At 67.8% G+C, this 26,920-nt stretch carries 23 protein-coding genes and 1 pseudogene; 20 read left to right on the forward strand and 4 right to left on the reverse strand.

Annotation, left to right across the window (positions count from 1 at the left end; all coding sequences use genetic code 11):
* The first annotated feature begins 5 nt into the window (after window positions 1–5).
* The 4 genes from AZSP09_RS12755 (at window position 6) to AZSP09_RS12770 (ending at window position 4,063) form a co-directional block, all read left to right on the forward strand.
* Window positions 6–917 carry a U32 family peptidase gene (locus tag AZSP09_RS12755; RefSeq protein WP_014236069.1) on the forward strand — a complete coding sequence of 304 codons (912 nt, stop codon included), beginning with the start codon at window positions 6–8 and terminating at the stop codon, window positions 915–917.
* Window position 918: 1 nt separating this feature from the next.
* Window positions 919–1,416, forward strand: a complete 498-nt coding sequence (gene ubiT / locus AZSP09_RS12760) for a ubiquinone anaerobic biosynthesis accessory factor UbiT (RefSeq protein WP_152090257.1) — start codon at window positions 919–921, stop codon at window positions 1,414–1,416.
* A 185-nt stretch (window positions 1,417–1,601) separates the two neighbouring features.
* The gene (locus AZSP09_RS12765; protein WP_152090258.1) at window positions 1,602–3,629 is read left to right on the forward strand and encodes a methyl-accepting chemotaxis protein; all 2,028 of its coding nucleotides are present in this window, start codon (window positions 1,602–1,604) and stop codon (window positions 3,627–3,629) included.
* Window positions 3,630–3,727: 98 nt separating this feature from the next.
* Window positions 3,728–4,063: a hypothetical protein gene (locus AZSP09_RS12770; protein WP_130459542.1), complete on the forward strand. Its 336-nt coding sequence runs from the start codon at window positions 3,728–3,730 to the stop codon at window positions 4,061–4,063.
* Window positions 4,064–4,117: 54 nt separating this feature from the next.
* On the opposite strand, the gene nfi is transcribed toward AZSP09_RS12770, so the two are convergent.
* Together nfi and AZSP09_RS12780 are read right to left on the reverse strand one after the other, a co-directional pair.
* Window positions 4,118–4,771: a deoxyribonuclease V gene (nfi, locus tag AZSP09_RS12775; RefSeq protein WP_152090259.1), complete on the reverse strand. Its 654-nt coding sequence runs from the start codon at window positions 4,769–4,771 to the stop codon at window positions 4,118–4,120.
* A 10-nt stretch (window positions 4,772–4,781) separates the two neighbouring features.
* Window positions 4,782–5,942, reverse strand: coding sequence for an alkaline phosphatase family protein (locus AZSP09_RS12780; protein ID WP_152090260.1), 1,161 nt, complete (start codon window positions 5,940–5,942; stop codon window positions 4,782–4,784).
* Between the two features lie 138 nt (window positions 5,943–6,080).
* Here AZSP09_RS12780 and AZSP09_RS12785 point away from each other — a divergent pair, with 138 nt between their 5' ends.
* A complete protein-coding gene (locus AZSP09_RS12785; protein ID WP_172974760.1) occupies window positions 6,081–7,370 on the forward strand; it encodes a sensor domain-containing diguanylate cyclase in 1,290 nt (429 codons plus the stop codon).
* A gap of 72 nt (window positions 7,371–7,442) precedes the next feature.
* Here the strand turns inward: AZSP09_RS12785 and AZSP09_RS12790 are convergent, their stop codons facing one another.
* Both AZSP09_RS12790 and AZSP09_RS12795 read right to left on the reverse strand, forming a co-directional pair.
* Window positions 7,443–9,272 carry a PHA/PHB synthase family protein gene (locus AZSP09_RS12790; protein WP_152090262.1) on the reverse strand — a complete coding sequence of 610 codons (1,830 nt, stop codon included), beginning with the start codon at window positions 9,270–9,272 and terminating at the stop codon, window positions 7,443–7,445.
* Between the two features lie 18 nt (window positions 9,273–9,290).
* Window positions 9,291–10,325 (reverse strand): MBL fold metallo-hydrolase, encoded by a 1,035-nt coding sequence (locus tag AZSP09_RS12795; protein ID WP_152090263.1) that lies wholly within the window; start codon window positions 10,323–10,325, stop codon window positions 9,291–9,293.
* A gap of 233 nt (window positions 10,326–10,558) precedes the next feature.
* Here AZSP09_RS12795 and AZSP09_RS12800 point away from each other — a divergent pair, with 233 nt between their 5' ends.
* The 15 genes and pseudogenes from AZSP09_RS12800 (at window position 10,559) to AZSP09_RS12875 (ending at window position 26,912) form a co-directional block, all read left to right on the forward strand.
* On the forward strand, window positions 10,559–11,029 hold the full coding sequence (locus tag AZSP09_RS12800) for a MerR family transcriptional regulator (RefSeq protein ID WP_152090264.1): 471 nt from the start codon (window positions 10,559–10,561) through the stop codon (window positions 11,027–11,029).
* Window positions 11,030–11,114: 85 nt separating this feature from the next.
* A complete protein-coding gene (locus tag AZSP09_RS12805; protein WP_152090265.1) occupies window positions 11,115–11,579 on the forward strand; it encodes a PaaI family thioesterase in 465 nt (154 codons plus the stop codon).
* Between the two features lie 150 nt (window positions 11,580–11,729).
* Entirely contained in the window at window positions 11,730–12,902 is a 1,173-nt protein-coding gene (locus AZSP09_RS12810; RefSeq protein WP_130459535.1) for an isovaleryl-CoA dehydrogenase, read from the forward strand.
* 70 nt (window positions 12,903–12,972) lie between these two features.
* A complete protein-coding gene (locus AZSP09_RS12815; RefSeq protein WP_152090266.1) occupies window positions 12,973–14,154 on the forward strand; it encodes an acetyl-CoA C-acetyltransferase in 1,182 nt (393 codons plus the stop codon).
* 85 nt (window positions 14,155–14,239) lie between these two features.
* Window positions 14,240–15,376, forward strand: coding sequence for an acyl-CoA dehydrogenase (locus tag AZSP09_RS12820; RefSeq protein ID WP_152090267.1), 1,137 nt, complete (start codon window positions 14,240–14,242; stop codon window positions 15,374–15,376).
* Window positions 15,377–15,463: 87 nt separating this feature from the next.
* Entirely contained in the window at window positions 15,464–16,066 is a 603-nt protein-coding gene (locus AZSP09_RS12825) for a 2-hydroxychromene-2-carboxylate isomerase (protein ID WP_152090268.1), read from the forward strand.
* Between the two features lies 1 nt (window position 16,067).
* Entirely contained in the window at window positions 16,068–16,895 is an 828-nt protein-coding gene (locus AZSP09_RS12830; protein ID WP_172974761.1) for a metallophosphoesterase, read from the forward strand.
* Window positions 16,892–17,476: a TIGR00730 family Rossman fold protein gene (locus AZSP09_RS12835; protein WP_152090270.1), complete on the forward strand. Its 585-nt coding sequence runs from the start codon at window positions 16,892–16,894 to the stop codon at window positions 17,474–17,476. Before AZSP09_RS12830 ends, AZSP09_RS12835 begins: the two co-directional genes overlap by 4 nt.
* 132 nt (window positions 17,477–17,608) lie before the next feature.
* Window positions 17,609–19,216: a carboxyl transferase domain-containing protein gene (locus AZSP09_RS12840; protein ID WP_152090271.1), complete on the forward strand. Its 1,608-nt coding sequence runs from the start codon at window positions 17,609–17,611 to the stop codon at window positions 19,214–19,216.
* Between the two features lie 20 nt (window positions 19,217–19,236).
* On the forward strand, window positions 19,237–20,028 hold the full coding sequence (locus AZSP09_RS12845) for an enoyl-CoA hydratase/isomerase family protein (protein WP_014236087.1): 792 nt from the start codon (window positions 19,237–19,239) through the stop codon (window positions 20,026–20,028).
* 63 nt (window positions 20,029–20,091) lie between these two features.
* Window positions 20,092–22,095 carry an acetyl/propionyl/methylcrotonyl-CoA carboxylase subunit alpha gene (locus tag AZSP09_RS12850; RefSeq protein WP_152090272.1) on the forward strand — a complete coding sequence of 668 codons (2,004 nt, stop codon included), beginning with the start codon at window positions 20,092–20,094 and terminating at the stop codon, window positions 22,093–22,095.
* 186 nt (window positions 22,096–22,281) lie between these two features.
* Entirely contained in the window at window positions 22,282–24,582 is a 2,301-nt protein-coding gene (locus tag AZSP09_RS12855) for a putative bifunctional diguanylate cyclase/phosphodiesterase (protein WP_172974762.1), read from the forward strand.
* 18 nt (window positions 24,583–24,600) lie between these two features.
* Window positions 24,601–25,503, forward strand: a pseudogene (locus AZSP09_RS12860) (hydroxymethylglutaryl-CoA lyase); the annotation flags it as partial.
* Between the two features lie 279 nt (window positions 25,504–25,782).
* Window positions 25,783–25,977, forward strand: a complete 195-nt coding sequence (locus tag AZSP09_RS12870) for a DUF1289 domain-containing protein (protein WP_152090894.1) — start codon at window positions 25,783–25,785, stop codon at window positions 25,975–25,977.
* Window positions 25,977–26,912 carry an MBL fold metallo-hydrolase gene (locus AZSP09_RS12875; protein ID WP_152090274.1) on the forward strand — a complete coding sequence of 312 codons (936 nt, stop codon included), beginning with the start codon at window positions 25,977–25,979 and terminating at the stop codon, window positions 26,910–26,912. The genes AZSP09_RS12870 and AZSP09_RS12875 overlap by 1 nt, the downstream gene beginning before the upstream one ends.
* The last annotated feature ends 8 nt before the right edge of the window (window positions 26,913–26,920 follow it).

Here is a 26,920-nt window from a genome sequence, read left to right on the forward strand (position 1 = left end):
CGAACATGACCATGAAACTCTCCCTCGGCCCCCTGCTGTGGTTCTGGCCCAAGCAGGAAGTGATGAATTTCTACGCCTCCATGCTGGAGACGCCCCTGGACCGCATCTACCTGGGCGAAGTGGTGTGCTCCCGCCGCCAGCAGCTGCGCACCAGCGACTGGATCGGCCTGGCCAGGGACCTGGCCGAATCGGGCAAGGAGGTGGTGATCTCGGCCCAGGCCCTGCTGGAATCGGAAAGCGACCTGAAGGCCCTGCGCCGTCTGGTGGAGGAGGGCAACTGCTCCCTCGAGGCCAACGACCTGGGCGCCGTCAGCCTGGCTCGGGAAAAGCAGCTGCCCTTCGTCTGCGGCCCCCACCTCAACATCTACAACGAATCGGCCCTGGCCTACTTCGCCGGCCTCGGCGCCAAGCGCTGGGTGCCGCCCCTGGAGGCGACCCGGGAACTGGTGCAGACCCTGCACCAGGCGCGTCCGGCAGGCATGGAGACGGAGGTCTTCGCCTTCGGCAAGATTCCCCTGGCCTTCTCCGCCCGCTGCTTCACCGCCCGGCACTACAACCTGAACAAGGACGACTGCCAGTTCAAGTGCCTGGACCACAGCGAGGGCCTGACCCTGCTGACCCGGGAAAAGCAGCCCTTCCTGGTCATCAACGGCATCCAGACCATGTCGGCCCAGACCTACAGCCTGCTGCACCTGATGCCCGAACTGTCGCAGATGGGCATCGACGCCGTGCGCATCAGCCCCCAACCGGCGCATACTGCCGCCATCGTCGCCGCCTTCGAGCGCGCCCGCCGCGGCGAAGAGGTGGCGGAACAGCCCCAGTGGGCCGAGCACGGCCTGTGCGACGGCTACTGGTTCGGCCGCGCCGGCATCGATCTGGCAGCGGCGGCCACCACCGAACTGCATGCAGGAGCCTGACATGAGCCACTTCACCATTCCCACCTTCAAGCTGCCCGAGTTCGTCGCCAAGATCGGTGCCCGCCTGCCCCAGTGGCCCCACGCCCTGGCCCTGGTCTCCGGCCTCAACACCGCGGCCAAGCTGAAGCTGTTGCCGGAAGACAGCCTGCAGAGCCTGGCGGGCAAGACCTTCCTGGTGGCGGTGAACGACACCGGCGGCGAAGCCCGCTTCACCTACGCCAACGGCTGGTTCCGTCCCGTCTTCAGCGCCGCCGGCGAGCCCGACCTGACCTTCCGCGCCGACCTCTCCGCCTACCTGCAGCTGGTCAGCCGTCAGGAGGACCCGGACACCCTGTTCTTCAATCGCCAGCTCTCCATCGAAGGCGACACCGAACTGGGCCTGGTGGTGAAAAACATGCTCGACGCCATCGAGTGGCCCCCCAGCGTCGGCCGCATTCCCGGCCTGGAGCGTCTCTCCGCCCTGGTGGCCACCCTGCCCGGCAGAAGCCGCCACGCTTGAACCTTCAGCCTGCCATGTCCAGGAGCGATGATTGACGCCGCTCCTGGCTTAGGCAACCCCAAGATGCCCGTCCCGCCTTATTGGCAGACGGGCATTGTCGTTAACATCATTACAAACGCATTTCATCGGCGTGACACATTGGGCCGTTAACCTGAAAAAAGTCACACTTTTTCGGACCGGACTCCATGAAAGCGCTATTCGCCCCCGCCGCCTGGCTGGTTGGCCGCCTCTCCTACCGCCAGAAGCTCCTGGCCACCGGCGCCCTGTTCGCCCTGCCCCTGATCCTCCTCGGCGGCCTGCTGCTGGCGGACCGCCAGAGCGCCCTGGCCGAGCTGGAGCAGGAGCGGGCCGGGCTGGCCCTGCAGCTGCCGGCCCTGGAACTGATGCTGGCGCTGCATGACCTGCACGGTGCCTTCCAGGGCGCTGCCGCCGGCGAGGCGGATTTCCAGCAGCGCCTGCCCCAGCGCCGGGCCGCCGTGGAACAGGCCCTGGCCCGGGTCGGCAAGCTGGCCCAGGAACAGGCCGGCGCCCTCGGTCCCGCCCCGGCCTGGGGCGAGCTGCAGGGCCGCTGGCAGGCGGTGGCCGCCCTGCGTCCGGAAGACGAGGCGGACGGCGGCCTCGATGCCTTCCTGGAATTGTCCCAGCTGAGCCGCCAGTGGCTCGGCCAGATCTCCGACGGCAGCCGCCTGCGCCGGGACGGTGACGTGGCCGCCGCCGCCCTGGTGGACACCCTCTCGGTGAAGCTGCCGCTGCTGGTGGAGAGCCTGGGCCTGGCCCGGGATGCGGGTCTTGGCGCGGTGGCGCGCAAGCGCCTCAAGTCGGGCCTGCGCAATCGGCTGACGGTGGTCCGCGGCGGCCTGGAACCCCTCATCGGCTGGACCCTGGAGAACGTGGACAAGGCCGCCCAGCTGCGGCCCGAGCTGAAGGCCGGCCTGGAGGGCCCGGCGGGCAACGTCGGCACCGCCTCCCTGGGCCTGCAGGAAGTGCTCACCACCAAGGTCATCGACACCACCGACTTCGACATCGGTGCCGCCGAATACGCCGCCCGGGGCGACGTGGCCATGGCCGCCGTGCTGGACCTGGCCCGGGCTCTGACCCCGGCCATCGATGGCCTCCTGGCGGAGCGCCAGGGCAGGCTGCTGCTGGTGCGCAACCTGGTGCTGGGGGGCCTCGCCCTGCTGCTGCTGGTGATCGTCTACGGCTTTACCGGGGCCTACATCTCCATCATGCGCGGCATCCACAGCCTGCGCGGCGCCGCCGCCGTGATGGCCGGCGGCGATCTGCGGGCCCGGGTGGAGCTGGTCTCCGGCGACGAGGTGGCCGAGGCCGGGCACAGCTTCAACCACATGGCGGAAACCTTCGCCGGCCTCATCCGCGGCAACGGCCAGGCGGCCCGCGCCGTGGTGGAGGCCAGCGACAACCTGGCTCGGGCCAGCCAGCAAGTGGAACATGCCTCCGGCCGCCAGAGCGAGGCCGCCGCCCGCACCGCGGCGGCAGTGCAGCAGATGAGCGTCAGCGTCGCCGAAGTGGCGGAACACGCCCGGGAGACGGCGCGCATGACCGAGGAGGCGGACACCGCCGCCGGCCGCGGCGCCGTCCAGGCCGAAGCCGCCGCCGCCGACATGGCCGGCGTGGTCAGCGGCGTGCGCGAGAGCGTGCAGCTGATCCAGAGCCTGGAGGAGCGCAGCCGGGAAATCGGCAAGGTGGTACAGACCATCCAGGAGATCGCCGACCAGACCAACCTGCTGGCCCTCAACGCCGCCATCGAGGCGGCCCGGGCCGGTGAGCACGGCCGCGGCTTTTCCGTGGTGGCCGACGAGGTGCGCAAGCTGGCCGACCGCACCGGCGTCTCGACCCGGGAGATCGGCAGCACCATCAGCGCCATCCAGCAGGACATCCACCAGGCAGTGGCCGGCATGGACGACAACAGCGCCCGGGTGGACGGCAGCACCCGCCGGGTGGAGGAGCTGTCCCGCAGCCTGGCGGAAATCCGCCACGCCGTGGGCCGTTCCGCCGAACACGTGCGCGACATCGTGGATGCCACCGCCGGCCAGCGCGACGCCAGCACCGAGATCGCCCGCAACATCCAGGAGATCGCCGACATGGCCGAGGAGAACCACGCCGCCATCCGCGCCTCGAGCCAGGCCGTGGCCGAGCTGGGCACCCTGGCCGTGGGCCTGACCGACTCGGTGGCCGGGCTGGTCACCGACTGAGGCTTGCGGCAACGGGTCGCGGGGAACCCCCGGCCCCTTTTGCTATTCTTAGGAACAGGTGCCGCCGGCCGGCGGCGCCGTTTCTGCGGGAGGGCATCATGGGCATGTTGCATCGTCTGCCGGGCAGCCGGCGGGAAGCCTCGGGCTTCGAATGGACCCTGCTGCGCAAGCTGCCCCGCATCGCCCTCATCGGCACCCTGCTGCCGGCCCTGGCCGCCCTGGCCATGCGCCTGGTGCCCCTGGAAGGCTCCCTGGCCCAGGTGGAAAAGCAGTTGCAGACGGCCGACATCCTGGCCATCAGCGTCGTCGTCCTGCACTGGACCCTGGTGTTCACCCTGGCCATCGCCTGCATCATCGTGGTCCTGATGAAGGGCCACGGCTATGTGGCCGACGCCTACGAACTCAACGATGCCGAGCAGCCGGCCCGGGACTAGCCGCCCGGCGCCGTTTCCCTTTCACTCTCCCCTTGTAGCGGCGCAGCGCCGGCCTCAGCCCGAGGCCAGGCGGTGGGCCTGGCGCGTCGTTTCCGGCAGGCGGTAGCGGGGCGTGCAGGCCAGCACCAGCTCGATGGCGGTGGCCAGGCTGACCCGGTGGCCGATGGAGATGTACAGGGGCAGGCAGCCGCGACGGCTGCGCAGCACGGCGCCGATCACTTCGCTGCCGCCCCGCCTGTCCCACAGGGGCACCCAGTCCCCCTTCTCCAGCCCCACGGCCTCGTGCCAGCCGGTGAGCCGGCTTTTGCCGACGCCGATGCTGGGCACATCGAGCAGCACTCCCAGGTGGCTGGCGATGCCCAGCCGGCGCGGGTGGGCGATACCCTGGCCGTCGCACAGGAGGAGGTCCGGCAGGGTCTCCAGCTGCCCCAGGGCCGCCAGCACCCCCGGCCCTTCGCGGAAGGAGAGCAGACCGGGCACATAGGGAAAGGTGGTGGGCACCCGGGCCACCGCCTGGGCTGCCGGCGTCAGGGTCGGGAAGTCGAGCACCGCCACGGCGGCCCGGGTGACGGCGCCGCCGTCCTCGAAGCCCACGTCCACCCCGGCCACCCGTCGCAGGGGGCCGAGCCGGTCCTGCCGTTCCACCCGGGCCGCCAGTTCCAGCTGCAGCGCCCGGGCCTGGGCCGGGCTCAGGTTCCACGCGTGCATGGGCGCATGCCTAGGGCCGGGCCACCAGCAGGGGCACCCGCATTTCCGCAGGGCTGAGGCCGCCATGGTGGCCGATCAGGGTGTAGGGCGTCTCCCCGGGCAGGGTGTCGTGGATGACCCAGTCGTCGGCCATGAGCAGGGCGTAGTCGCCGATGCGGGCCGCCAGTTCGGGGTGGCAGGGGCCGGGCCCGAACCAGCCTTCGGCCAGCAGCTGTTCCCGGGGCACGGCCCGGGCCGCATGGGCCAGGTGCTGGCGCACGTAGGCCTCGAACACGGGGGCCATGCCCGGCTTCAGGTAGCACCAGGCGGCCCGCCGCTCGCCGCACAGGGGCAGGGCCAGGCATTCGGCCAGCAGGGGATGGTCGGCCAGGGCGATCTGCCGCTCCGGCGGGCAGTCGATGAAGCCGTGGTCGGCGGTGACCAGGACCAAGGTGTCGCTGCCCCGGATCTGCTCGAGCCAGGCGCAGAAGGCCGTGGCGAAGGCATCCACGGCGGCCAGGGCCTGGGGACTGCGGCAGCCGTGTTCGTGGGCGGCGCTGTCGTAGTCGGGCCAGTAGCCGTAGACGAACTTGCGGCCGGCCTTGGCGGTGAGCTGCCCGAGGGCTGCGAAGAGGCCGTCGAGCCCGTGGTAGGGCTGCTTCACGGCGCCCCGGCTGTGGTAGCGGTTGAAGGGGCTGTCGGCAATGAAATGGGGCGACACCACGTAGCTGGTGCGGTCCATGGACTGGTACAGGGTGTCGTGCCGGAACAGGCGTTGGGGCAGCTCGGCCCGGGGCGGCAGGGGCTCCGCCAGGGGCGCGCCGGGACGGGCGCTGAGGGGCAGGATGGCGAGCAGGGCGCCCACTTCCCGCAGCCACATGTGCCAGCCGGTAAGGCCGTGCCGGCTGGGAGGCAGGCCGGTCATGAAGGAGGGAATGGCGGCGGCGGTGGTGCTGGGAAAGACCGAGGTGAGATGGCCGCGCAGATAGGGGGCCAGCGCCCCGGGGCGCTCCGCCAGCAGGTCGTAGCCGAGGCCGTCCACCACCAGCAGCACCAGGTTGCTGACGGCGGCCAGGCGGGCCGGGGGCAGTTCGGCCAGGGGCGGGCAGGGGCTGGCCGAGCTGCCGCAGGCCCGGGCCAGGGAGGCCATGAGGTTGGCGATGCTGCCGCCGTCGTAATCGGGAAGGTACATGTGCGTTTCCGTGCTGCCGTTTCCCTTCAGGCTAGCACGGCGGCGCCGGCCGTGCAGAAACCGGAGAGGAGGAATACCATGTCCTCAGGCTGCCGCCTCGGCAAAGAAAGGCAGCCGCAAAAATGGGGGGGCCCACAGATGAAGAAGCGTATCGCTGACGACACTTCGCTGCTGCAGGCGATCTACGACAGTTCCAGCGTCGGCATCTTCCTGCTCGACATGAGCGGACGCATCGTCCATGCCAACCGGCGCATGGCCGACCTCTTCCGCTACACCCTGGAGGAGTTGATGGGTAGCGAGTATGTGAGCCTGATCCATCCCCTGGAACGGGAGGCGGGGCGGCAGAACATGCTCAACACCATGGCCCGGGGCGTCGGCCATGTGGACGTGGAGCGCCTCTACCGGCGCCGGGACGGCAGCGAGTTCTGGGGCAACCTCACCGGCAAGGCCCTGGTGGACGCCAACGGCCGCACCACCGGCCTGGTGGGCAACATTGCCGACATCGACCAGCGCAAGCGCACCGAATGGGAACTGGCCGCCAGCCAGGAGCGCTTCGAGCGCCTTGCCCGCACCGTCCCCTGCGTGCTCTACGACTACATCCTGCACGGCGACGGCGACAGCCGTTTCCTCTACCTCAACTCCCGCTGCGAGGAAATCTTCGAAGTGCCGGCCGAGGTGCTGATGGCCAACATGGAGTGTTTCTGGCAGCTGGTGCATCCGGAGGACCTGCCCCGACTGCGCCAGGAGGAGCAGGCTGCCAACCTCAGTGCCAGCCAGTTCAGCAGCGAGATCCGCATCCTCACCCCCTCGGGGCGGCAGAAGTGGCTGCGCCTCTCGTCTCGCCCCAACGTCATCGAGCCGGGCCAGTCGGCGGTGTGGAGCGGCTTCATGCTGGACATCACCCAGGCCAAGCAGCTGGAGGACGAACTGCGCCAGCTGGCCACCACCGACGCCCTCACCGGGCTATGCAACCGGCAGAGCTTCCTGCGCCTGGCCGAGCAGGAGATGGCCCGCTTCAACCGGGCCGGCAATCCGGCCTCGGTGCTGATGCTGGACCTGGACTACTTCAAGCACATCAACGACACCTACGGCCATGGCGTCGGCGATGCGGTGCTGCGGGACTTTGCCCGCCGCACCGGCATCCTGCTGCGCCAGGTGGACCTCTTCGGCCGTATCGGCGGCGAGGAATTCTGCATCCTTTCCCCCGATACCGACCAGGACGGCGGCCTCGCCCTGGGCCAGCGCCTGTGCCAGGCCATTGCCGGCCAGCCGGCCCACTGCAACGGCCTCTCCATCGCCTACACGGTCAGCATCGGTGTCACCGGCTTCCGGGCCGGCGATCCGAATTTCGATGCGGTGCTGGCCCGGGCCGACAGCGCCCTCTATCAGGCCAAGCGCCACGGCCGCAACCAGGTGGCCCAGATGTAGACGGAGCCGGCCGGCACGCCGGCATGAAAAAAGGGCGCCGTCGGCGCCCTTTGCTTTTGCGGCCTGCCAGGATCAGGCTGATTCCTTCTTCTGGGTGTCGAGCCGGAACTTGACGTAGGAGCCGGGGGCCTCCTCGAGCACCTTGAGGCTGCCGGCGCCGGGCTTGCGCGCTGCCACCTTCTTGCCGCCGTCCAGGCCGGTGACCCATTCGTTCCAGTCGGTCCACCAGGAACCCGGATGCTGGGTGGAGCCGGCCAGGAAGTCGTCGGCGGTGGCGGGCAGCTTGGCGGCGTCATTGATCCAGAAGCCGTACTTGTTGGCGGCCGGCGGATTGACGATGCCGGCGATGTGGCCGGAGCCGCCGAGGACGAAGCGCACCGGGCCGGAGAACAGCTTGGCCCCCAGGTAGGTGCTCTTCCACGGGGCGATGTGGTCTTCCACGGTGGAGATGAAGTAGGCGGGCACCTTGATCTTGGAAATGTCGATGGGCACCCCGGCGATGCTGATGCCGCCCGGCTCCTTCAGCTTGTTGGCCATGTACATGTTGCGCAGGTAGAAGCTGTGCATGGCGTAGGGCATGCGGGTGGAGTCGCTGTTCCAGTAGAGCAGGTCGAAGGGGAAGGGGTCCTTGCCCAGCAGGTAGTTGTTCACCACGAAGGACCAGATCAGGTCGTTGGCCTTCAGCAGGTTGAAGGTCATGGCCATCTCGCTGCCCTCCAGATAGCCCCGTTCGGCCATCTTGTGCTCCAGGCTGGAGACCTGCTGCTCGTCGATGAAGACGCCCAGCTCGCCCGGATTGGAGAAGTCGATCATGGTGGTGAAGAAGGTGGCGGAGGCCACCCGGTTGTCCTTCTTCGCCGCCATGTAGGCCAGGGTGGTGGCCAGCAGGGTTCCGCCGATGCAGTAGGCGGCCACGTCGATCTGCTTCTCGCCGGTATCCTTTTCCACGGCGGCGATGGCCGCCAGGGTGCCCTCGGTGACGTAGTCCTCGAAGGTCTTCTGGGCCAGGTGGGCGTCCGGATTGACCCAGGAGATGATGTAGGTGGTGTGGCCCTGGTCGGTGGCCCATTTCACCAGGGAGTTTTTCTCGCGCAGGTCCAGGATGTAGAACTTGTTGATCCAGGGCGGCACGATCAGCAGGGGCTTCTTGTACTGCTCCTTGGTGGTGGGCTCGTACTGCACCAGCTGGAACAGGTCGTTCTGGAAGACGACCTTGCCCGGGGTGGTGGCCACGTTCTTGCCCAGCTCGAAGGCGCTGGTGTCGGTCATGCGGATGCGCAGCTGGCCGTCGCCGGCTTCGATGTCCTGCAGCAGGTTGTTGAGGCCCTTGACCAGGTTCTGGCCGTGGCTCTTCACCGTCTCGCGGAACACTTCCGGATTGGTGAAGGCGAAGTTGGAGGGGGACAGGGCGTCCACATACTGGCGGGTGTAGAAGGCCACCTTCTTCTGGGCTTCGTCCGGCAGGCCCTCGACGCAGCACACGGTGTCGTGGATGTGGCGGGAGGCGATCAGGTAGGACTGCTTGATGTAGTCGAAGAGGAAATGCTGTTCCCAGTCCTCGTCGTGGAAGCGCTTGTCGCCCTTGGCCGGTGCGGCGATGGGCTGGATCGGCATGCCCATCATCTTGAGCATGGAGCCCTGCCACAGGGAGAAGTAGTCCCACATCATGTTCATCTGGGTCTGGGCCAGCTTGTAGGGATTGGCCAGCAGGCGCGAGGACAGGTCCATGAAGGCCTTGGCGATGCCCATCTCGTCACTGGGCGGATTGATGCCCTCGGCGGCCTTCTTTTCCATGAACTGGGTCAGCAGGCGGGAGGCGCGCTGGGCCACTTCGGCGTAGGACTTGGCCAGCTCGGCCGGGTTGGGGAGGTTGTGGTCTTCCTGTTGGGTCTGCTGCGACATCGTGAATCCCCTTCTTGGTCAATGCGTGGTTTGTTTCCGGACATACCGGAGAATGCCGTCCGCGCCCTGCTGGCAGGTGAGGCGGCCGGATTGCTCCAGGTAATTCAGGTGGGCGATGGCCTCGCCCATGGCGAACATGGTCTGGTGGGTGTCGAGGGCCCGCGGGAACAGGGCGGCGAGCAACTCGGCGGCGCTACGGGGTTCGCTGCAGTTCTCCTCCAGCACGGCCAGGCGCTCGTCGTGGTGCCCGTGCAGGTCGTCCACCCGCTGGCGGATGCCCTTGAAGGGCAGGCCGTGGGAGGGCAGCACCAGGGATTCGTCGGAGCATTCCCGGGCAAAGCGGGTCAGGGAATCCAGGTAATGCTCCAGGGCGTTGTCCCGGGGGGTGACCGCATAAACGCTGATGTTGGTGGAAATTTTCGGCAACAGCATGTCACCTGAAATTAACACGTTGGAATCAGCACAGTAAAGGGACATGTGCTCGGGCGAATGGCCGTGGCCGACGATGACCTGCCAGCGCCGGCCGCCGATCTCCAGGGTGTCGCCGTCGAACAGGCGGTGGTAGGTCTGGGGCATGGCCGGCACTCCCTTGCGATAACCGTTGCCCCGCTGCTCCAGGGCGGCGCAGCGCTCCGCGTCGAGGCCGTGCACGCGGAACTGGGCCAGCATGGGGGCGGTGCCGTGGCCGCCGATTTCGTGCCAGACGGCGTGGCCGGTCAGGTATTCGCCGGCGGTCATGTACAGCGGGGCGCCGGAGCGCTCCTGCAGCCAGGTGGCCAGGCCCAGGTGGTCCGGGTGGAAATGGGTGACGACGATGCCGGTGATGGGGCCGTCGAGGCCGGCCAGGACCGTTTCCCAGATGGCCTGGATGTCGGGCAGGCCGAAGCCGGTGTCCACCACCACCCAGCCGTCGCCGTCTCGCAGCAGCCACAGGTTGATGTGGTTGAGGACGAAGGGCAGGGGCATGCGCAGCCAGAGGATGCCGGGCGCCACTTCCAGGGTGGTGCCGGGGGCCGGGGGCTCGGAAAAGGGCAGGTGCAGCGATGGTTTCATGGACAGGAGTGGGGTGGCAGGGGCGTTATTGGAGTTTTTAACTATACCCCGGGACAAGGGCCATTGAAGCCCAGTTCCCTTACGCCAACATGACAGGCGGCTGGTCCCGGGGCGATCCCGGCCGGCCTTTGGCGGCGGCTATCCGTCGTATCGATTGAAAAATGGCGGGGCATCTGTTTAACTCTCCCGTCACTTTTCCCAACCCGCCCCACTTTCTCCGGAGATGCGCCGACGTGAGCACCGTTAGCGAAGCGGCCGAGCCTGCTGCCGCCACCCCGACCTTCACCATTTCGGACCTGGCCCGGGAGTTCAACATCACGCCCCGCACCATCCGCTTCTGGGAGGACCAGGGCCTGCTCGCGCCCAACCGGGAAGGGCGCAACCGGGTCTACACCAAGCGCGACCGCACCCGCCTCAAGCTGGCCCTGCGGGGCAAGCGCCTGGGCCTGTCCCTGGCCGAGATCCGGGACCTGATCGACATGTACGACGTGGCCCGGGACGAGACCGACCAGCTGACCCGCCTGCTCGACGTGCTGTCGGAACGGCGGGCCGCCCTGGAGCAGCAGCGGGAGGACATCGAGGCCGTTCTGGCCGAGATCGAGACCATCGAAGCCGTCTGCCGCGAGCATCTGGTGGAGGCCGAAGCCCTGGAAAAGGCCGGCCGTGGCCAGGGAGCGGCCAGCGCCGGCAAGGCGGCCGGCTGAAGGTTTTCAGCGGTAGTTGACGTTTACGTCAACGTAACATTCAATAGCATCCCAGAGAGCGCAACAATGCGCCGGAGGAGACCAGATGCACCACCCCAGCGATCCGGATTTCGCCGCCCGCGTGCGGGACAGTTTCCACCGCCAGCAGGCCATGGCCCTGATCGGGGCCACCATGCCGGTGGTGGAGGCGGGCTACACGGAGATCCACCTGCCCCACAAGCCGGAGGTGACCCAGCAGCACGGCTTCATCCACGGCGGCGTGGTCGGCATGATTGCCGATTCCGCCGCCGGCTATGCCGCCAACACCCTGACGCCCGCCGACGCCAGCGTGCTGACGGTGGAATACAAGATGAACCTGCTGGCCCCGGCCGACGGGGAACTGCTCATCGCCCAGGGCACGGTGCTGAAATACGGCCGCACCCTGACCGTGACCAGGGCCGAGGTGTTTGCGGTGAAAGACGGCAAGAAGACCCTGTGCGCGGTCATGCAGCAGACCATCATGACCATGCACGGCAAAAAAGAAAAACATGAGACAAGCCACAAGGAATAAGCCGTAACAAGCGGCATCACAAAACAATTCCTTTTCCAGGCCGCTCGTGGCGCGAAGCCAAGCCGAAGACAGTGCGAACAGCACGGCGAGGCGAAGGCGACAAAGCCACGGGTGGTCTGGGAAAGGAAAAAATCCAAAGGAGCGAGACAAATGCACATTCCCAGCCTGGACTTCGGTCACGGTGAAACCATCGAGATGCTGCGCGACACCGTGCGCGCCTTCGCAGCCAAGGAAATCGCCCCCCGGGCGGCCCAGATCGACAGGGACAACGAGTTCCCCGCCGACCTGTGGCAGAAATTCGGCGACCTGGGCCTGCTCGGCATGACCGCCGAGGAGGAATACGGCGGCACTGCCATGGGCTACCTGGCCCACATCGTGGCCATGGAGGAAATCTCCCGGGCCTCCGCCTCCGTGGGCCTCTCCTACGGCGCCCACTCCAACCTGTGCGTGAACCAGATCCGCCGCAACGGCACTGCGGCCCAGAAGGCCAAGTACCTGCCCGGCCTGATCTCCGGCACGCAGGTCGGGGCCCTCGCCATGTCCGAGCCCAATGCCGGCTCCGACGTGGTCTCCATGAAGTTGAAGGCGGAGAAGAAGGGCGACCGTTACGTCCTCAACGGTTCCAAGATGTGGATCACCAACGGCGGCGATGCCGACACCCTGGTGGTGTACGCCAAGACCGACCTCAACGCCGGCGCCAAGGGCATGACCGCCTTCATCGTGGAAAAGGGCTTCAAGGGCTTCAGCCACGGCACCCACCTGGACAAGCTGGGCATGCGCGGCTCCAACACCTTCCCCCTGTTCTTCGACGACTGCGAGGTGCCGGAGGAGAACGTTCTCGGCGGCGTCGGCAACGGCGCCAAGGTGCTGATGAGCGGCCTCGACTACGAGCGGGCCGTGCTCTGCGGCGGTCCCCTGGGCATCATGGCGGCCTGCATGGACGTGGTGCTGCCCTACCTGCACGAGCGGGAACAGTTCGGCACCCCCATCGGCGAATTCCAGCTGATGCAGGGCAAGCTGGCCGACATGTATTCCACCTGGCAGGCCACCCGGGCCTACGTCTATGCCGTGGGCCAGGCCTGCGACCGGGCCGACCATGCCCGCAGCCTGCGCAAGGACGCCGCCGGCGCCATCCTCTATTCCGCCGAAAAGGCCACCTGGATGGCCGGCGAGGCCATCCAGACCCTGGGCGGCGTAGGCTACACCAACGAATACCCCACCGGCCGCCTGTGGCGCGACGCCAAGCTCTACGAGATCGGCGCCGGCACCAGCGAAATCCGCCGTATGCTGATCGGCCGGGAGCTATTTGCCGAAACGGCATGAAACTGAATCCGGCCGTCGGCCTGGCGGTGCCAGGCGGGCGGTCGGAGATTCTTTAACCTAGGAGAGCACTATGTCTGACCCCATCGTCATCGTTTCCGTTGCCCGCACCCCCATGGGTGGCTTCCAGGGCGATTTCAACAGCCTGACCGCACCCCAGCTCGGCGCCACGGCCATCAAGGCCGCCGTCGAGCGGGCCGGTATCAAGCCGGAACAGGTGGAAGAGGTGGTGTTCGGCAACGTGCTGCAAGCCGGCGTCGGCCAGGCCCCGGCCCGCCAGGCCGCCCTGGGCGCCGGTCTGCCCCTCTCCGCCGGCTGCACCACCATCCACAAGGTGTGCGGCTCCGCCCTCAAGTCCGTGATGATGGTGCACGACAGCCTGCTGGCCGGCTCCTACGAGATCGGCGTCGCCGGCGGCCAGGAATCCATGTCCAACGCCCCCTACCTGCTGCCCAAGGCCCGCGGCGGCTATCGCCTGGGCCACGGCCAGCTGCTGGACCACATGTTCTTCGACGGCCTCGAGGATGCCTACCAGAAGGGCCGCCTGATGGGCACCTTCGCCGAGGAATGCGCCGAGTCCTACGGCTTCACCCGCGAAGCCCAGGACGAGTGGGCCATCCAGTCCACCGTGCGCGCCCAGAAGGCCATCAAGGAAGGCCTGTTCAAGTGGGAAATCGCGCCCGTCACCATCGCCGGCAAGAAGGGCGATGTGGTGGTGGACCAGGACGAGCAGCCCCTGAAGGCCCAGATCGAAAAGATTCCCGCCCTGAAGCCCGCCTTCAAGAAGGATGGCACCGTCACCGCCGCCAACTCCTCCTCCATCTCCGACGGCGCCGCCGCCCTGGTGCTGATGAAGGAATCCAAGGCCAAGGCCCTGGGCCTTGCCCCCATCGCCAAGATCGTCGGCCACACCACCCACGCCCAGGAACCCAATCTGTTCACCACCGCCCCCGTCTTCGCCATGGAAAAGCTGATGCAGAAGACCGGCTGGAACGTGGCCGACGTGGACCTGTGGGAAATCAACGAAGCCTTCGCCGTGGTCACCATGGCCGCCATCAAGGACCTCAAGCTGGACCCGGCCAAGGTGAACGTGCACGGCGGCGCCTGCGCCCTGGGCCACCCCATCGGTGCTTCCGGCGCCCGCATTCTGGTGTCCCTGATCGGCGCCCTGAAGCAGTACGGCAAGAAGAAGGGCGTTGCCTCCCTGTGCATCGGCGGCGGCGAAGCCGTGGCCGTTGGCGTGGAAATGTTCTGAGACGGGCCCTGCCTGTCCCATTGATGCAAACCGTGGCGCCCCGGACGGGCGCCGCGCCGAAAACGACAAGACGGAGTAGTAGCAAATGATTCTGACGCAGGAACAGGAAATGATCCGCGACTCCATGCGCGCCTTCGCGCAGGAGCGTCTGGCCCCCTTCGCCGCCGAATGGGACAAGAACCACACCTTCCCCGCCGAAGCCCTGAAGGAGCTGGGTGAGCTGGGCGCCATGGGCATGTGCGTACCTGAAGAGTGGGACGGTGCCGGCATGGACTACATGAGTCTGGTGCTGACCCTGGAAGAAATCGCCGCCGGTGATGGCGCCACCTCCACCATCGTCTCGGTGCAGAACTCCCTGGCTTGCGGCATCACCATGAAGTACGGCACCGACCAGCAGAAGGAAGAATGGCTCAAGCCCCTGGCCCGGGGCGAGAAGCTGGGCTGCTTCTGCCTGACCGAACCCCACACCGGCTCCGATGCGGCAGCCATCACCACCCGGGCCGACCGGGACGGCGACCATTTCGTGCTGAACGGCGTCAAGCAGTTCATCACCACCGGCAAGCATGCCCACATGGCCATCGTCTTCGCCGTCACCGACAAGGCCGCCGGCAAGAAGGGCATCTCCTGCTTCCTGGTGCCCACCGACACCAAGGGCTTCATCGTCGGCCGCACCGAGGAGAAGATGGGCCAGCATGCCTCCGACACCGTGCAGATCATTTTCGAGGATTGCCGAGTGCCCGCCTCCGCCCTCCTGGGCAAGGAAGGCGAGGGCTACAAGATCGCCCTCTCCAACCTGGAAGCCGGCCGCATCGGTATCGCCGCCCAGTCCATCGGCATGGCCCGGGCAGCTTTCGAGGCTGCCGTTCGCTACGCCAAGGAGCGGGTCACCTTCGGCCAGCCCATCATCGAGCATCAGGCCGTCAATTTCCGCCTGGCCGACATGAACACCCTGCTCGATGCCGCCCGCCTCATGGTGTGGCGCGCCGCCGCGTTGAAGGATGCGGGCAAGCCCTGCCTCAAGGAAGCCTCCATGGCCAAGATGTTCGCCTCTGAGGCTGCCGAGAAGATCGCTTCCGACGCCATCCAGATCCATGGCGGCGTCGGCTATACCAGCGACTTCCCGGTGGAGCGCATCTACCGCGACGTGCGCATCAGCCAGATCTACGAAGGCGCCAACGACATCCAGCGCCTGGTGATCGGCCGTAGCATCGCCCAGGAGTAAGCAGCACCGGCAACACCGGGGCGCCACCCAACAATAACGACGGCGCCCCGCACCCCAACCCCACGGAGCAACAACAGGAGCATGGCCATGGCCGAGCCTTTGGAGTTCTACTTCGACTTCTCCTCTCCCTACGCCTACCTGGCCAGCGAGCAGATCGACGCCCTCGCCGCCCGCTACGGGCGCCAGGTCAAATGGCGGCCCATTCTGCTCGGGGTGGTCTTCAAGGCCACCGGCAGCGCCCCCCTGACCGAGATTCCCCTCAAGGGCGACTATTCCAGGCGGGACTTCGACCGCTCGGCCCGCTTCCTCGGCCTGCCCTTCTGCTTTCCCAGCAAGTTTCCCCTGCCTACCCAGGCCGCGGCGCGGGCCTACTACTGGCTGCACCAGCAGGACTGTGCTCAGGCCCGGGCCTTTGCCCATGCCGTCTTCCGCGCCCTCTTCGTGCACGACCGGGACATCTCCGATACGGCCGTGGTGACCGAGCTGGCCGTCCAGGCCGGCGCCGATCCGGCGGCCCTGGCTGCCGCCATCCAGAGCGAGGAAATAAAGGCCCGGCTGCGCCAGGAGTGCGACACCGCCATTGCCCGCGGCGTCTTCGGCGCCCCTTTCATCTTCATCGACGGCGAGCCCTTCTGGGGCGCCGACCGCCTGCCCCAGATCGAGCGCTGGCTGGCCCAGGGAGGCTTTTGAAGTGACCGTCTGGCGCGGCTTTCTGCTGACCTTGCTGGCCCTGCTCCTGTGGAGCGTCGGCATCGAGCCGGGTTGGCTGCAGCAGCGCCAATTGCTTCAGTCTTCCTCCCACTGGCGCGGTGCGCCGCTGACCGTGGCGGTGGCGGCGGATTGGCACGTGGGCGCTCCCCACGTGGATTTGGAGGCGGTGCGGCGTATTGTCGGCTCCATCAACCAGGCTGCCCCGGACCTGATCCTGCTGCCGGGGGATTTCGTCATCCAGGGCGTTGTCGGTGGGACGCAGATCGGTCCCGAGGCCATCGCTCGGGAATTGGCTGCCCTGCGCGCGCCCTTGGGGGTTTATGCCACCCTGGGCAATCACGACTGGTGGCTGGATGGGGCGCGGGTCCGCCGTGCTCTGGAACAGGCCGGCATCCATGTCATAGAAAACGGCAGCGTCAGGATAGAACGCCCCGGCAGTCCCTTCTGGCTGCTGGCCGTGGGCGACGATATGACTGGCCATGCCCATCCTGAAAAGGCCCTGGCAGACTTGCCCCCAGAGGTGGACGCCATTGCCATGATGCACGACCCAGCCAGTGCCCCCTCCCTGGACCGGCGTATCGCCATGGCGGTGGCCGGTCACACCCACGGCGGCCAGGTGCGCTTGCCCTTCTGGGGCGCCCTGCTGACGCCAGGTCGGGCTCCCCGCAGTCATGCCTACGGCTGGCTGGAAGGCTTGGAAGTCCCCACTTACGTGACTTCCGGAATCGGCACCAGCATTTTGCCGGTGCGTTTCAATTGCCCGCCTGAGACAATCGTGGTCCGTCTTTCACCTGCGACACCCTCATGAAAAGAATTTGCGTCTTTTGCGGTTCCAGCTTCGGCAACCGTCCCCAATATCGGGAAGCGGCCGAGAACCTCGGCACCCTGCTGGCCCGGGAGGGCCTGGAACTGGTCTACGGCGGCGGCAACGTCGGTCTCATGGGGGCCGTGGCCGATGCCTGCATGGCCGCCGGCGGCAGCGTCACCGGCGTCATTCCCCAGTCCCTGATGGACAAGGAGGTCGGCCATCCGGGCCTGACACGCCTGGAGGTGGTGGATTCCATGCACACCCGCAAGGCCCGCATGGCCGAGCTGGCCGATGGCTTCATCGCCCTGCCCGGCGGCTTCGGAACTTTCGAGGAGTTGTGCGAAATCCTCACCTGGGCCCAGCTCGGCTTCCACGGCAAGCCCGCCGCCATCCTCGATGTCGAAGGCTATTACGCGCCTTTGCTGGCCCTGTGCGACCGGGCCCGGGATGAGGGCTTCGTGCGGGAAGTGCACCGCAATCTGTTGCTTTCCGACACCGACCCGGCAGCCCTGCTCAAGCGCATGGCCGCCTACGAACCCCCCAGCGTCATCAAGTGGGTGGAAAAGGAAAGGCAGCTCTAGCCATGGGTCTGCCCCGCTCCCCGTCCCGTCCGGCCGTCTTGTCCGGATCGTGCCGAAATGGAGCGGCGGCTGTCTTCTGGCCCGGGCTGAGATTTGTCCGCATCCACCCCGAACTATAAGAAGCGAGGAGACATGACCATACTAAAAACCCAACTCAATCCCCGGTCCGAGGACTTTCAGCACAACGCCGATGCCATGGCGGGGCTGGTGGCGGACCTGCGCCAGCAGATGGCCCGCATCGCCCTGGGCGGGCCGGAGGCGGCGCGGCAGAAACACATCGCCCGGGGCAAGCTGCTGCCCCGGGAGCGGGTCAGCACCCTGCTGGACCCGGGCACTCCCTTCTTGGAGATCGGCCAACTGGCGGCCCACGGCATGTACGGCGGCGACGTGCCGGCTGCCTCGGTGATCGCCGGCATCGGCCGGGTCAATGGCGTGGAGTGCATGATCGTCGCCAACGATGCCACGGTGAAGGGTGGCACCTACTACCCCATGACCGTGAAGAAGCACCTGCGGGCCCAGGAGATCGCCCTGGAGAACCGCCTGCCCTGCATCTACCTGGTGGATTCGGGCGGCGCCTTTCTGCCCATGCAGGACGAGGTCTTCCCGGACAAGGAACACTTCGGCCGCATCTTCTTCAACCAGGCCAATCTTTCGGCCCAGGGCATCCCCCAGATTGCCGCCGTGATGGGCTCCTGCACCGCCGGCGGCGCCTACGTGCCGGCCATGTCCGACGAGTCCATCATCGTCAAGGAGCAGGGCACCATCTTCCTCGGTGGCCCGCCCCTGGTGAAGGCCGCCACCGGCGAGGTGGTGACGGCGGAGGACCTGGGCGGCGCCGACGTGCACACCCGGGTCTCCGGCGTCGCCGACCATTACGCCGAGAACGACCAGCACGCCCTGGCCATCGCCCGGCGCATCGTCAAGAACCTCAACTGGCAGAAGCAGCCCTCGGTCAGCCTCAGCGAGCCGATGGAGCCCATCTACGCCGCCGAGGAGCTGTACGGCGTCATTCCCACCGACACCAAGAAGCCCTTCGATGTGCGCGAGATCATCGCCCGCATCGTGGACGGCTCCGACTTCGACGAATTCAAGGCCCGCTACGGCACCACCATCGTCTGCGGTTTTGCCCGCATCTGGGGCTACCCGGTGGGCATCGTCGCCAACAACGGCATCCTCTTTTCCGAATCGGCCTTGAAGGCCGCCCACTTCATCGAGCTGTGCGCCCAGCGCAACATCCCCCTGGTGTTCCTGCAGAACATCACCGGCTTCATGGTGGGGCGCAAGTACGAAAACGGCGGCATCGCCCGGGACGGGGCCAAGATGGTGACCGCCGTGGCCACCGCCAAGGTGCCCAAGTTCACCGTGGTCATCGGCGGCTCCTTCGGTGCCGGCAACTACGGCATGTGCGGCCGGGCCTACTCGCCCCGCTTCCTCTGGATGTGGCCCAACGCCCGCATCTCGGTGATGGGCGGCGAGCAGGCTTCCAGCGTGCTGGCCACGGTGAAGCGGGACGGCCTGGAAGCGGCGGGCAAGCAGTGGAGCGCGGAGGAGGAGGAGGAATTCCGCCGCCCCATCCGCGAGCAGTACGAAACCCAGGGCCACCCCTACTACGCCAGCGCCCGCCTGTGGGATGATGGAATCATCGATCCGGCGGACACCCGCCGGGTGCTGGGCCTGGGGCTCTCGGCGGCCATGAATGCGCCGGCGGAAGAGACCCGGTTCGGCGTATTCCGCATGTAACGCACAGGGAGAACAAGACCATGACCTTCAGCTCCATCCTCATCGAAGTGGACGGCCCCGTCGGCATCCTCACCCTCAACAAGCCGGACCGCCACAACGCCTTCGACGAGACCCTGATGGCGGAAATCACCGCCGGCTTGAAGCAGCTGGAAGCCGACCCGGCGGTGCGGGTGGTGGTGCTCTCCGCCACCGGCAAGAGCTTCTGCGCCGGGGCCGACCTCAACTGGATGAAGCGGGCCGCCGGCTACACCCCGGAGCAGAACCTGGCCGACGCCGGCAATCTGGCGGAACTGCTGCGCACCCTCAACACCCTGGCCAAGCCCACCGTGGCCCGGGTCCAGGGCCCCGCCTACGGCGGCGGGGTCGGCCTGGTGGCCGCCTGCGACGTGGCGGTGGCCAGCTACGACGCCATGTTCGCCCTGACGGAAGTGAAGCTGGGCCTCATTCCCGCCGTCATCAGCCCCTACGTCATCGCTGCCCTGGGCGAGCGCCAGTGCCGCCGCTACTTCCTCACCGCCGAACGTTTCTCCGCCGCCGAAGGCTACCGCCTGGGGCTGCTGCACGAGATCGTGCCGAGCGAGGAGCAACTGGACGAGGCCGTGGGCGAGATCGTGGACAAGCTGCTGAAGAACGGTCCGGCCGCCCAGGCCGCGAGCAAGGAACTGATCCGGGCCGTGGCCAACCAGCCCATCGACGATGCCGTGATCGCCGACACCGCCCGGCGCATCACCGCCATGCGGGCCTCGGCGGAAGGCCGGGAAGGCATCGCCGCCTTCCTGGAGAAGCGCAAGCCCCACTGGATCACCGACTGAAGCCGCACCCCACCCCAACATGCCCAAGCCCCCGCGCCTAGACGGGGGCCCGGAGGAGACAAGATGTTCAGCAAGATCCTGATTGCCAACCGCGGCGAGATCGCTTGCCGCGTCATCAAGACCGCCCGCCGTCTGGGCATCCGCACCGTGGCCGTCTATTCCGAGGCCGATGCCAACGCCCGCCATGTGCGCCTGGCCGACGAGGCGGTGCTGCTGGGCCCGGCTGCGGCGCGGGAATCCTATCTGGTGGCCGAGAAGATTCTCGACGCCGCCCGGCGCACCGGCGCCCAGGCCATCCACCCGGGATACGGCTTCCTCTCCGAGAACGCCGATTTTGCCGAGGCCTGCGCCGCCGCCGGCGTCGTCTTCATCGGCCCGCCCGCCTCCGCCATCCGCGCCATGGGCTCCAAGAGCGCCGCCAAGGCCCTCATGGAAAAGGCCGCCGTGCCCCTCACCCCGGGCTACCACGGCGACAACCAGGAGCCGGAATTCCTCAAGCAGCAGGCCGATGCCATCGGCTACCCGGTGCTGATCAAGGCTGCCGCCGGCGGTGGCGGCAAGGGCATGCGCCTGGTGGACAAGGGCGAGGACTTCATCGCCGCCCTGGCCTCCTGCCAGCGGGAGGCCCGTTCCTCCTTCGGCAACGACCAGGTGCTGGTGGAGAAGTACATCACCCGGCCGCGCCACATCGAAATCCAGGTCTTCGGCGACAGCCAGGGCAACTGCGTCTATCTCTTCGAGCGGGACTGCTCGGTGCAGCGCCGCCACCAGAAGGTGCTGGAAGAGGCCCCAGCGCCGGGCATGACGCCGGAGCGCCGCCGCCAGATGGGCGAGGCCGCCGTGGCCGCCGCCAAGGCCGTCGGCTACGTCGGTGCCGGCACCGTGGAATTCATCGCCAACCAGGACGGCTCCTTCTACTTCATGGAGATGAACACCCGCCTGCAGGTGGAGCACCCCGTCACCGAAATGATCACCGGCCAGGACCTGGTGGAATGGCAGCTGCGGGTCGCCGCCGGCGAAGCCCTGCCGCTGCGCCAGGAGCAGCTGCAGATCCGCGGCCATGCCCTGGAGGCCCGCATCTACGCCGAGGACGCGGGCAAGGGCTTCCTTCCCTCCACCGGCCGCCTGCTGCACCTGGTGCCGCCGGCCGAGGGCCTCAATGTGCGGGTGGACACCGGCGTCGAGGAGGGCGACGAGATCACGCCCCACTACGACCCCATGATCGCCAAGCTGATCGTCTGGGACGAGGACCGGGAGGCCGCCCTGGCCCGCATGCGCCAGGCCCTGGCCGACTACCGGGTGGTGGGCGTCACCACCAACATCGACTTCCTCTCCCGCCTGGTGTCCTGCCCCGCCTTCGCCGGCGCCGACCTGGACACGGGCCTGATCGAGCGGCAGCAGGACTTCCTCTTTCCCGAGAGCCCGGAAGTGCCGCGGGACGTCATCCTCACCGCCACCGTGGCCGAGCTGCTGCGGGAGCGGGAACAGGCGGCCCAGCAGGGCCGGCGCAGCGGCGATCCCTGGTCGCCGTGGAACCGGCGCGACGGCTGGCGCATGAACATTGCCGCCCGCCGCACCGTCAGCTTCCGGGTCGGCGAGACCCAGGTGGACGTGGGCGTGGCCTATGCCGGCGAGGACTGGCAGCTGACCCTGCGCAACGACACGCTGCTGGCTCGGGGCCGCCTGCTGGCCCACGACCGGCTGGCGGTGGAGCTGGAAGATCGGCGCCTGATGGCCAGCGTGGTGGCGGTGGCGGAGAAGCGCCACGTCTTCCTCAACAGCGGCACCTACGTCATCGAGCGCCACGATCCCCTGCACCTGGTGGAAGCCGGCGGCGCCCAGGGCGGCGGCCTCACCGCCCCCATGCCGGGCAAGGTGGTGGCCCTGCTGGCCCAGCCGGGGCCGGTGGCAAAGGGAACGCCCCTGCTCATCCTCGAAGCCATGAAAATGGAGCACACCATCACGGCGCCGAAGCAGGGCAATCTCAAGGGCTTCCGCTATGCCGTTGGCGAGCAGGTGGCCGACGGGGCCGAGCTGGTGGACTTCGTGCCGGAAGCGGCGGCCTGAGCGGGGATCCCTGGAGATCGGCGACAGTAGCCATTCTCCAGGGATGGTGCCGCAACAATAAGGCTTGGCGGGCGTCCCAGGGCTGCTATGATGGCGGACAGTTTTTGCCGTTGTTTGCTCCCAGGAACGGGGCCCTGGTTCACCCGCCCCCCGTGTCGTTCAGGTTTCCTCAGGTATGCCGCCACCATGCTGAAAAAACTTGCCAGACTGTTCCTCCTCCACGAGCCTGAGGCGCCCGAATTGGGCGAGCCGGTGTGGCGACAGAGTGCGTTGCGCATCATCCTCATCTCCGGCATCAGCCTCGAGTTCCTGGTGGCGGCCCACAGTTCCTGGCAGGCCATCGGCCTGGGTCTGTTCCACATCCCCGTCATCGTTACCGGCTTCTACCTGCTGCTGGCCGCGGCCATCTACGCCGCCCTGCGCAACGTGCGCCTGGGCGCCGGCTTCCTGCTGTTCACCATCTACGCCGCCAGCCTGCACATCCTCTTTTTCGTCGACGTCTTCGAGATAGCCAAGCTCGGCATCATCTTCGCCTACAGCGCGCCCCTGGTGGCCCGCCTGTTCTTCGGCACTCGCTCGGCCGTGCTCATGATGCTGCTCAACACCCTGCTGTTCGCGGTGCTACTGCGCAACCAGCCCCTGGTCAATCCCTTCGGGCCCCAGTACTCCATCACCCTGCCCGACAGCCACGCCTACATCCAGACCCTGGTTTTCCTCTTCTTCAATCTGTGCGTACCCCTGGCCGTCTTCCGCGCCCTTCAGGCCCTGGAATTCCGCGGCGTGCAGCTGGCGGTGAACAACCAGCGCCTGTCCCGCAGCAACAGCGTCTTCCGCGACATGTTCGACCACTCCGGCATGGCCCTGCTCATCTGCGGCCGCGGCGGCCACATCATCAAGGCCAACACCCAGGCGGCCCAGCTTCTGGGGGTGGCCAGCGAGCAGCTGGAAGAGGGCCAGAACATGCAGCGCTACCTGGGCATCTGGGGCCGCAAGCCGGAGGAGCTGGGGGGCGAGCGCCAGGTGCGGCGGCCCGACGGCCAGCTGCGCTGGGTCACGGTGCAGCCCCGGCGCCTGGAGCACGACGGCAATTTCCTGGTCATCCTGCGGGACGACACCCCCCTGCGGGAAGCCAAGCTGGCTCTGGCCCGCAGCGCCGCCAACGCCTCCTACCTGGAACTGCACGACACTCTCACCGGCCTGCCCAATCGGCAGTACCTGCGCCAGCGCTTCGAGGAACTTGGCCCGGCGGGGGAGGAGAGGCCCTGGGCCCTGCTCAACCTGCGCCTGACCAATCTGCGGGCGGTGAACGACCGCCTCGGTCCGGCCATCGGCGACGCCCTCCTGCGGGCCTACGGCCAGGCCCTGGCCGAGCACCTGCCGGCCGATGCCTTCCTGGCCCGCACCGCCGGGGTGACCTTCGCCCTGCTGCTGCCCCTGGAGCCGGGGGAGGCGCCCGAAGCCCGGGCCCGGGGCCTGCTGCAGCAACTGCCCCGGGAGCTGGCCCTGCCCGACAGCGGCCTGGCGGTGCCGGTACCGGTGGCCGTGGGCGTCACCGCAGCGCGGCTGGATGAAGGCGCGGACGAGGCCCTGCAGCGGGTGCAGACGGCCCTGGAACTGGCGCACAACCTGCCCGAAGGCAGCGTCGCGGTGCTGGATCAGGAAATGGAGCAGCGCCACCACCGCCAGCTGGACCTGGAACTGGCCCTGCGGGAACTGGACGACAGCGGTCTGGAGCTGGTGTACCAGCCCAAGTGCCTGGCCGACGGCAAGGTGCTGGGCTTCGAGGCCCTGCTGCGCTGGCAGCATCCGCGCCTGGGGGCGGTGAGCCCGGCGGAGTTCATTCCCCTGGCGGAGCGCACCGGCCTCATGCACCGCCTCACCGATTTCGTCCTGGAGCAGGTGTGCCGCCAGCTCCAGCGCTGGCAGGGCGAAGGTTGCCGCCTGCTGCCGGTGGCCATCAACCTGTCGGCCCTGGACATCGTCCGTCCCGACATCGTGCACCGCCTGGGGGAGACCCTGGCCCGGCACCACATTCCGCCGGCCCTGGTGGAGATCGAGATTACCGAGACCGGCCTCATCCGCGACGAACGATTGGCGGCGGAGAATGCCCAGGCCCTGCGAGAGCGGGGCTTCGCCCTGCTCATCGACGACTTCGGCACCGGCTATTCCTCCCTCTCCAAGCTCAACGAATTCCCCGTCTCCGCCATCAAGATCGACCGCTCCTTCATCGCCGACCTGCCCGGCCAGGAGAAGAAGGCCCTGATCGTCAAATCCATCCTGTCCCTGTCCCGGGTGCTGGGCTGCGCCACCGTGGCCGAAGGGGTGGAGACTCGCGAACAGCTCGACTTCCTCACCGCCCTGGGCTGTACTTCCTACCAGGGCTATTACTTCCATCGTCCCCTGCCGGCCACCACGGCCGGCGGCCTGCTGGAGCGGCAACCCAGGGGCGATTCCGGCGAGGCCTTCCTTTCGCCCCTGCCGGCCTGACCCTAGCGGAGACTGACCATGCCCCTTCCCTCCCACGTCAAGATCGTCGAAGTCGGCCCCCGGGATGGCCTGCAGAATGAAAAGCAGGTGGTGCCCACGGCGGTGAAGATCGAACTGATCGAACGCCTGGCCGCCGCCGGCCTGCCGGCGGTGGAGGCCACCTCCTTCGTCTCTCCCAAGTGGGTGCCCCAGATGGGGGACAACAGCGAGGTGCTGCGCGGCATCCGTAAGCAGCCCGGGGTGGCCTACCCGGTGCTGACGCCCAACCTGAAGGGCTTCGACTCGGCGGTGGAGGCCGGGGCCACCGAGGTGGCCATCTTCGGTGCCGCCTCCGAAGCTTTTTCCCAGAAGAACATCAACTGCTCCATCGCCGAAAGCCTGAAGCGCTTCGAACCCATCGTTGCCGCCGCCTCGGCCCTGGAAATCAAGGTGCGGGGCTACGTCTCCTGCGTCGTCGGCTGTCCCTACGAGGGTGCCGTGGCGCCGGAGAAGGCCGCCGAAGTGGCGAAGATTCTCTACGACATGGGCTGCTACGAAGTCTCCCTGGGCGACACCATCGGCGTCGGCAATCCGGCCAGCGTTTCTCGCCTGCTGGAGGCCTGCGCCCGCCACGTGCCCATGGCCAAGCTCGCCGGCCACTACCACGACACCTACGGCATGGCCGTGGCCAATATCTACGCTTCCCTGCAGATGGGCCTGGCGGTGTTCGACGCCTCCGTCGCCGGCCTGGGCGGCTGCCCCTACGCCAAGGGCGCCTCGGGGAACGTGGCCACGGAAGACGTGGTCTATCTGCTTGAGGGCCTGGGCATCAGCACCGGCATCGACCTGCAGCAGCTGGTGGAAGCCGGCGCCTTCATTTCCGCCCACCTGGGGCGGGAGTCCGCCTCCAAGGCCGCCCGGGCCCTGCTGGCCAAGTGCGCCGGCTCAAACGGAACCCCCCGTAGCGGGCCGGGTCTACCCCGGCCCCTTTTTTGTCGGACGAGACTGTCATGGCCGTTGCCTCACCCTGCATCAACATCTGCCAGATGGATGCCGCCTCCGGCCTGTGCCGGGGCTGCCTGCGCACCTTGGAGGAAATCGCCGCCTGGGCCGGCGCTGCGGACGAAGCGCGCCTGGCCGTGCTGGCTGCGGTGGAAGCGCGCCGGCAGGCCCAGGAATCCCCTGCTGCTGCCGTCGGCAGCGGCCATCAGTGAGCCTGCCATGAGCCAACAGGACAATCCCTGCATCGGTATCTGCACCATGGAGGATGGCTACTGCATCGGCTGCGGCCGCAGCGAGGCCGAGATTTTCGGCGACGGGGAACCGGTGCCGGTCCCCCAGCCGTTGCCACCGGCCGAGCCGGAGGCGCCCCTGCCGGCCAATGTGCAGGCTGAACTCGGCGGAGGCAGCGACTGATGGCATCCTCCCGATCCGTAGCGCCGCCGCCCCGGCTGCCCGCTTCCCTGCTGGTGCTGGAGCGGGGCTGGCTCTCCTCCAACAACGTTCTCTGTATCGAGGATGAAGAAGCGGCCCTGGTGGACAGCGGCTACGTCACCCACGCCGCCCAGACCCTGGCCCTGGTGGAAAAGGCCCTGGACGGCCGCCGCCTGACCCGTCTCATCAACACCCACTCCCACTCCGACCACATCGGCGGCAACGCCGCCTTGAAGCACGCCACCGGCTGCCGGGTGCTGGTGCCCGCCGGCATGGCGGCGACCATCGCCGAGTGGGACGAGGAGGCCCTGCTGCTCTCACCCCTGGGGCAGCAGGCGGCCCGCTTCCAGCACGACGCCACCCTGGCCGCCGGCGACCGGCTGACCCTGGGCGGCCTGGAATGGCAGGTCCTGGCCGTGCCCGGCCACGACATGGACGCCCTGGCCTATTTCAATGCCGACCAGGGCATCCTCATCTCCGGCGACGCCCTGTGGCAGGACGGCTTCGGCGTCATCTTCGCCGAACTGCTGGGAGGCGATGGTCTGCGCACCACCCGCCAGACCCTGGACATGCTGGCCGCCCTGCCCATCCGGGCGGTCATTCCCGGCCACGGCGCCCCCTTTGCCGACATCGGCGAAAGCTTCGAGCGGGCCTATTCCCGCCTTGCCGGCTTCGAGAGTTCCATCGAACGCCTGGCCCGTCACGCCCTCAAGGTGATGCTGGTCTTCTACCTGCTGGAAAAGCGCCGGGTGCAGCGCCGCGAACTGCCGGGTCTCATCGCCAGCCTCAGCTTCCCCCGCTCCGTGGCCGCCCGCTACCTGGCCATGGACGAGGAGGAAACGGCGGAATGGCTCACCGCCGACCTGCTGCGGGCCGGCGTGCTGCAGGAAGAAGAGGGCTGGCTGGTGGCGCGTTAACCTAGCTT

The sequence above is a fragment of the Azospira sp. I09 genome, assembly GCF_009177135.1.
In the GTDB taxonomy this organism is placed as follows: domain Bacteria; phylum Pseudomonadota; class Gammaproteobacteria; order Burkholderiales; family Rhodocyclaceae; genus Azospira; species Azospira oryzae.

Coding starts and splice junctions, on each gene's coding strand:
- AZSP09_RS12755 (WP_014236069.1), top strand. CDS start 6: ATGACCATGAAACTCTCCCTCGGCCCCCTGCTGTGGTTCTGGCCCAAG.
- ubiT (WP_152090257.1), top strand. CDS start 919: ATGAGCCACTTCACCATTCCCACCTTCAAGCTGCCCGAGTTCGTCGCC.
- AZSP09_RS12765 (WP_152090258.1), top strand. CDS start 1,602: ATGAAAGCGCTATTCGCCCCCGCCGCCTGGCTGGTTGGCCGCCTCTCC.
- AZSP09_RS12770 (WP_130459542.1), top strand. CDS start 3,728: ATGGGCATGTTGCATCGTCTGCCGGGCAGCCGGCGGGAAGCCTCGGGC.
- nfi (WP_152090259.1), bottom strand. CDS start 4,771: ATGCACGCGTGGAACCTGAGCCCGGCCCAGGCCCGGGCGCTGCAGCTG.
- AZSP09_RS12780 (WP_152090260.1), bottom strand. CDS start 5,942: ATGTACCTTCCCGATTACGACGGCGGCAGCATCGCCAACCTCATGGCC.
- AZSP09_RS12785 (WP_172974760.1), top strand. CDS start 6,081: ATGAAGAAGCGTATCGCTGACGACACTTCGCTGCTGCAGGCGATCTAC.
- AZSP09_RS12790 (WP_152090262.1), bottom strand. CDS start 9,272: ATGTCGCAGCAGACCCAACAGGAAGACCACAACCTCCCCAACCCGGCC.
- AZSP09_RS12795 (WP_152090263.1), bottom strand. CDS start 10,325: ATGAAACCATCGCTGCACCTGCCCTTTTCCGAGCCCCCGGCCCCCGGC.
- AZSP09_RS12805 (WP_152090265.1), top strand. CDS start 11,115: ATGCACCACCCCAGCGATCCGGATTTCGCCGCCCGCGTGCGGGACAGT.
- AZSP09_RS12810 (WP_130459535.1), top strand. CDS start 11,730: ATGCACATTCCCAGCCTGGACTTCGGTCACGGTGAAACCATCGAGATG.
- AZSP09_RS12815 (WP_152090266.1), top strand. CDS start 12,973: ATGTCTGACCCCATCGTCATCGTTTCCGTTGCCCGCACCCCCATGGGT.
- AZSP09_RS12820 (WP_152090267.1), top strand. CDS start 14,240: ATGATTCTGACGCAGGAACAGGAAATGATCCGCGACTCCATGCGCGCC.
- AZSP09_RS12825 (WP_152090268.1), top strand. CDS start 15,464: ATGGCCGAGCCTTTGGAGTTCTACTTCGACTTCTCCTCTCCCTACGCC.
- AZSP09_RS12835 (WP_152090270.1), top strand. CDS start 16,892: ATGAAAAGAATTTGCGTCTTTTGCGGTTCCAGCTTCGGCAACCGTCCC.
- AZSP09_RS12840 (WP_152090271.1), top strand. CDS start 17,609: ATGACCATACTAAAAACCCAACTCAATCCCCGGTCCGAGGACTTTCAG.
- AZSP09_RS12845 (WP_014236087.1), top strand. CDS start 19,237: ATGACCTTCAGCTCCATCCTCATCGAAGTGGACGGCCCCGTCGGCATC.
- AZSP09_RS12850 (WP_152090272.1), top strand. CDS start 20,092: ATGTTCAGCAAGATCCTGATTGCCAACCGCGGCGAGATCGCTTGCCGC.
- AZSP09_RS12855 (WP_172974762.1), top strand. CDS start 22,282: ATGCTGAAAAAACTTGCCAGACTGTTCCTCCTCCACGAGCCTGAGGCG.
- AZSP09_RS12870 (WP_152090894.1), top strand. CDS start 25,783: ATGAGCCAACAGGACAATCCCTGCATCGGTATCTGCACCATGGAGGAT.
- AZSP09_RS12875 (WP_152090274.1), top strand. CDS start 25,977: ATGGCATCCTCCCGATCCGTAGCGCCGCCGCCCCGGCTGCCCGCTTCC.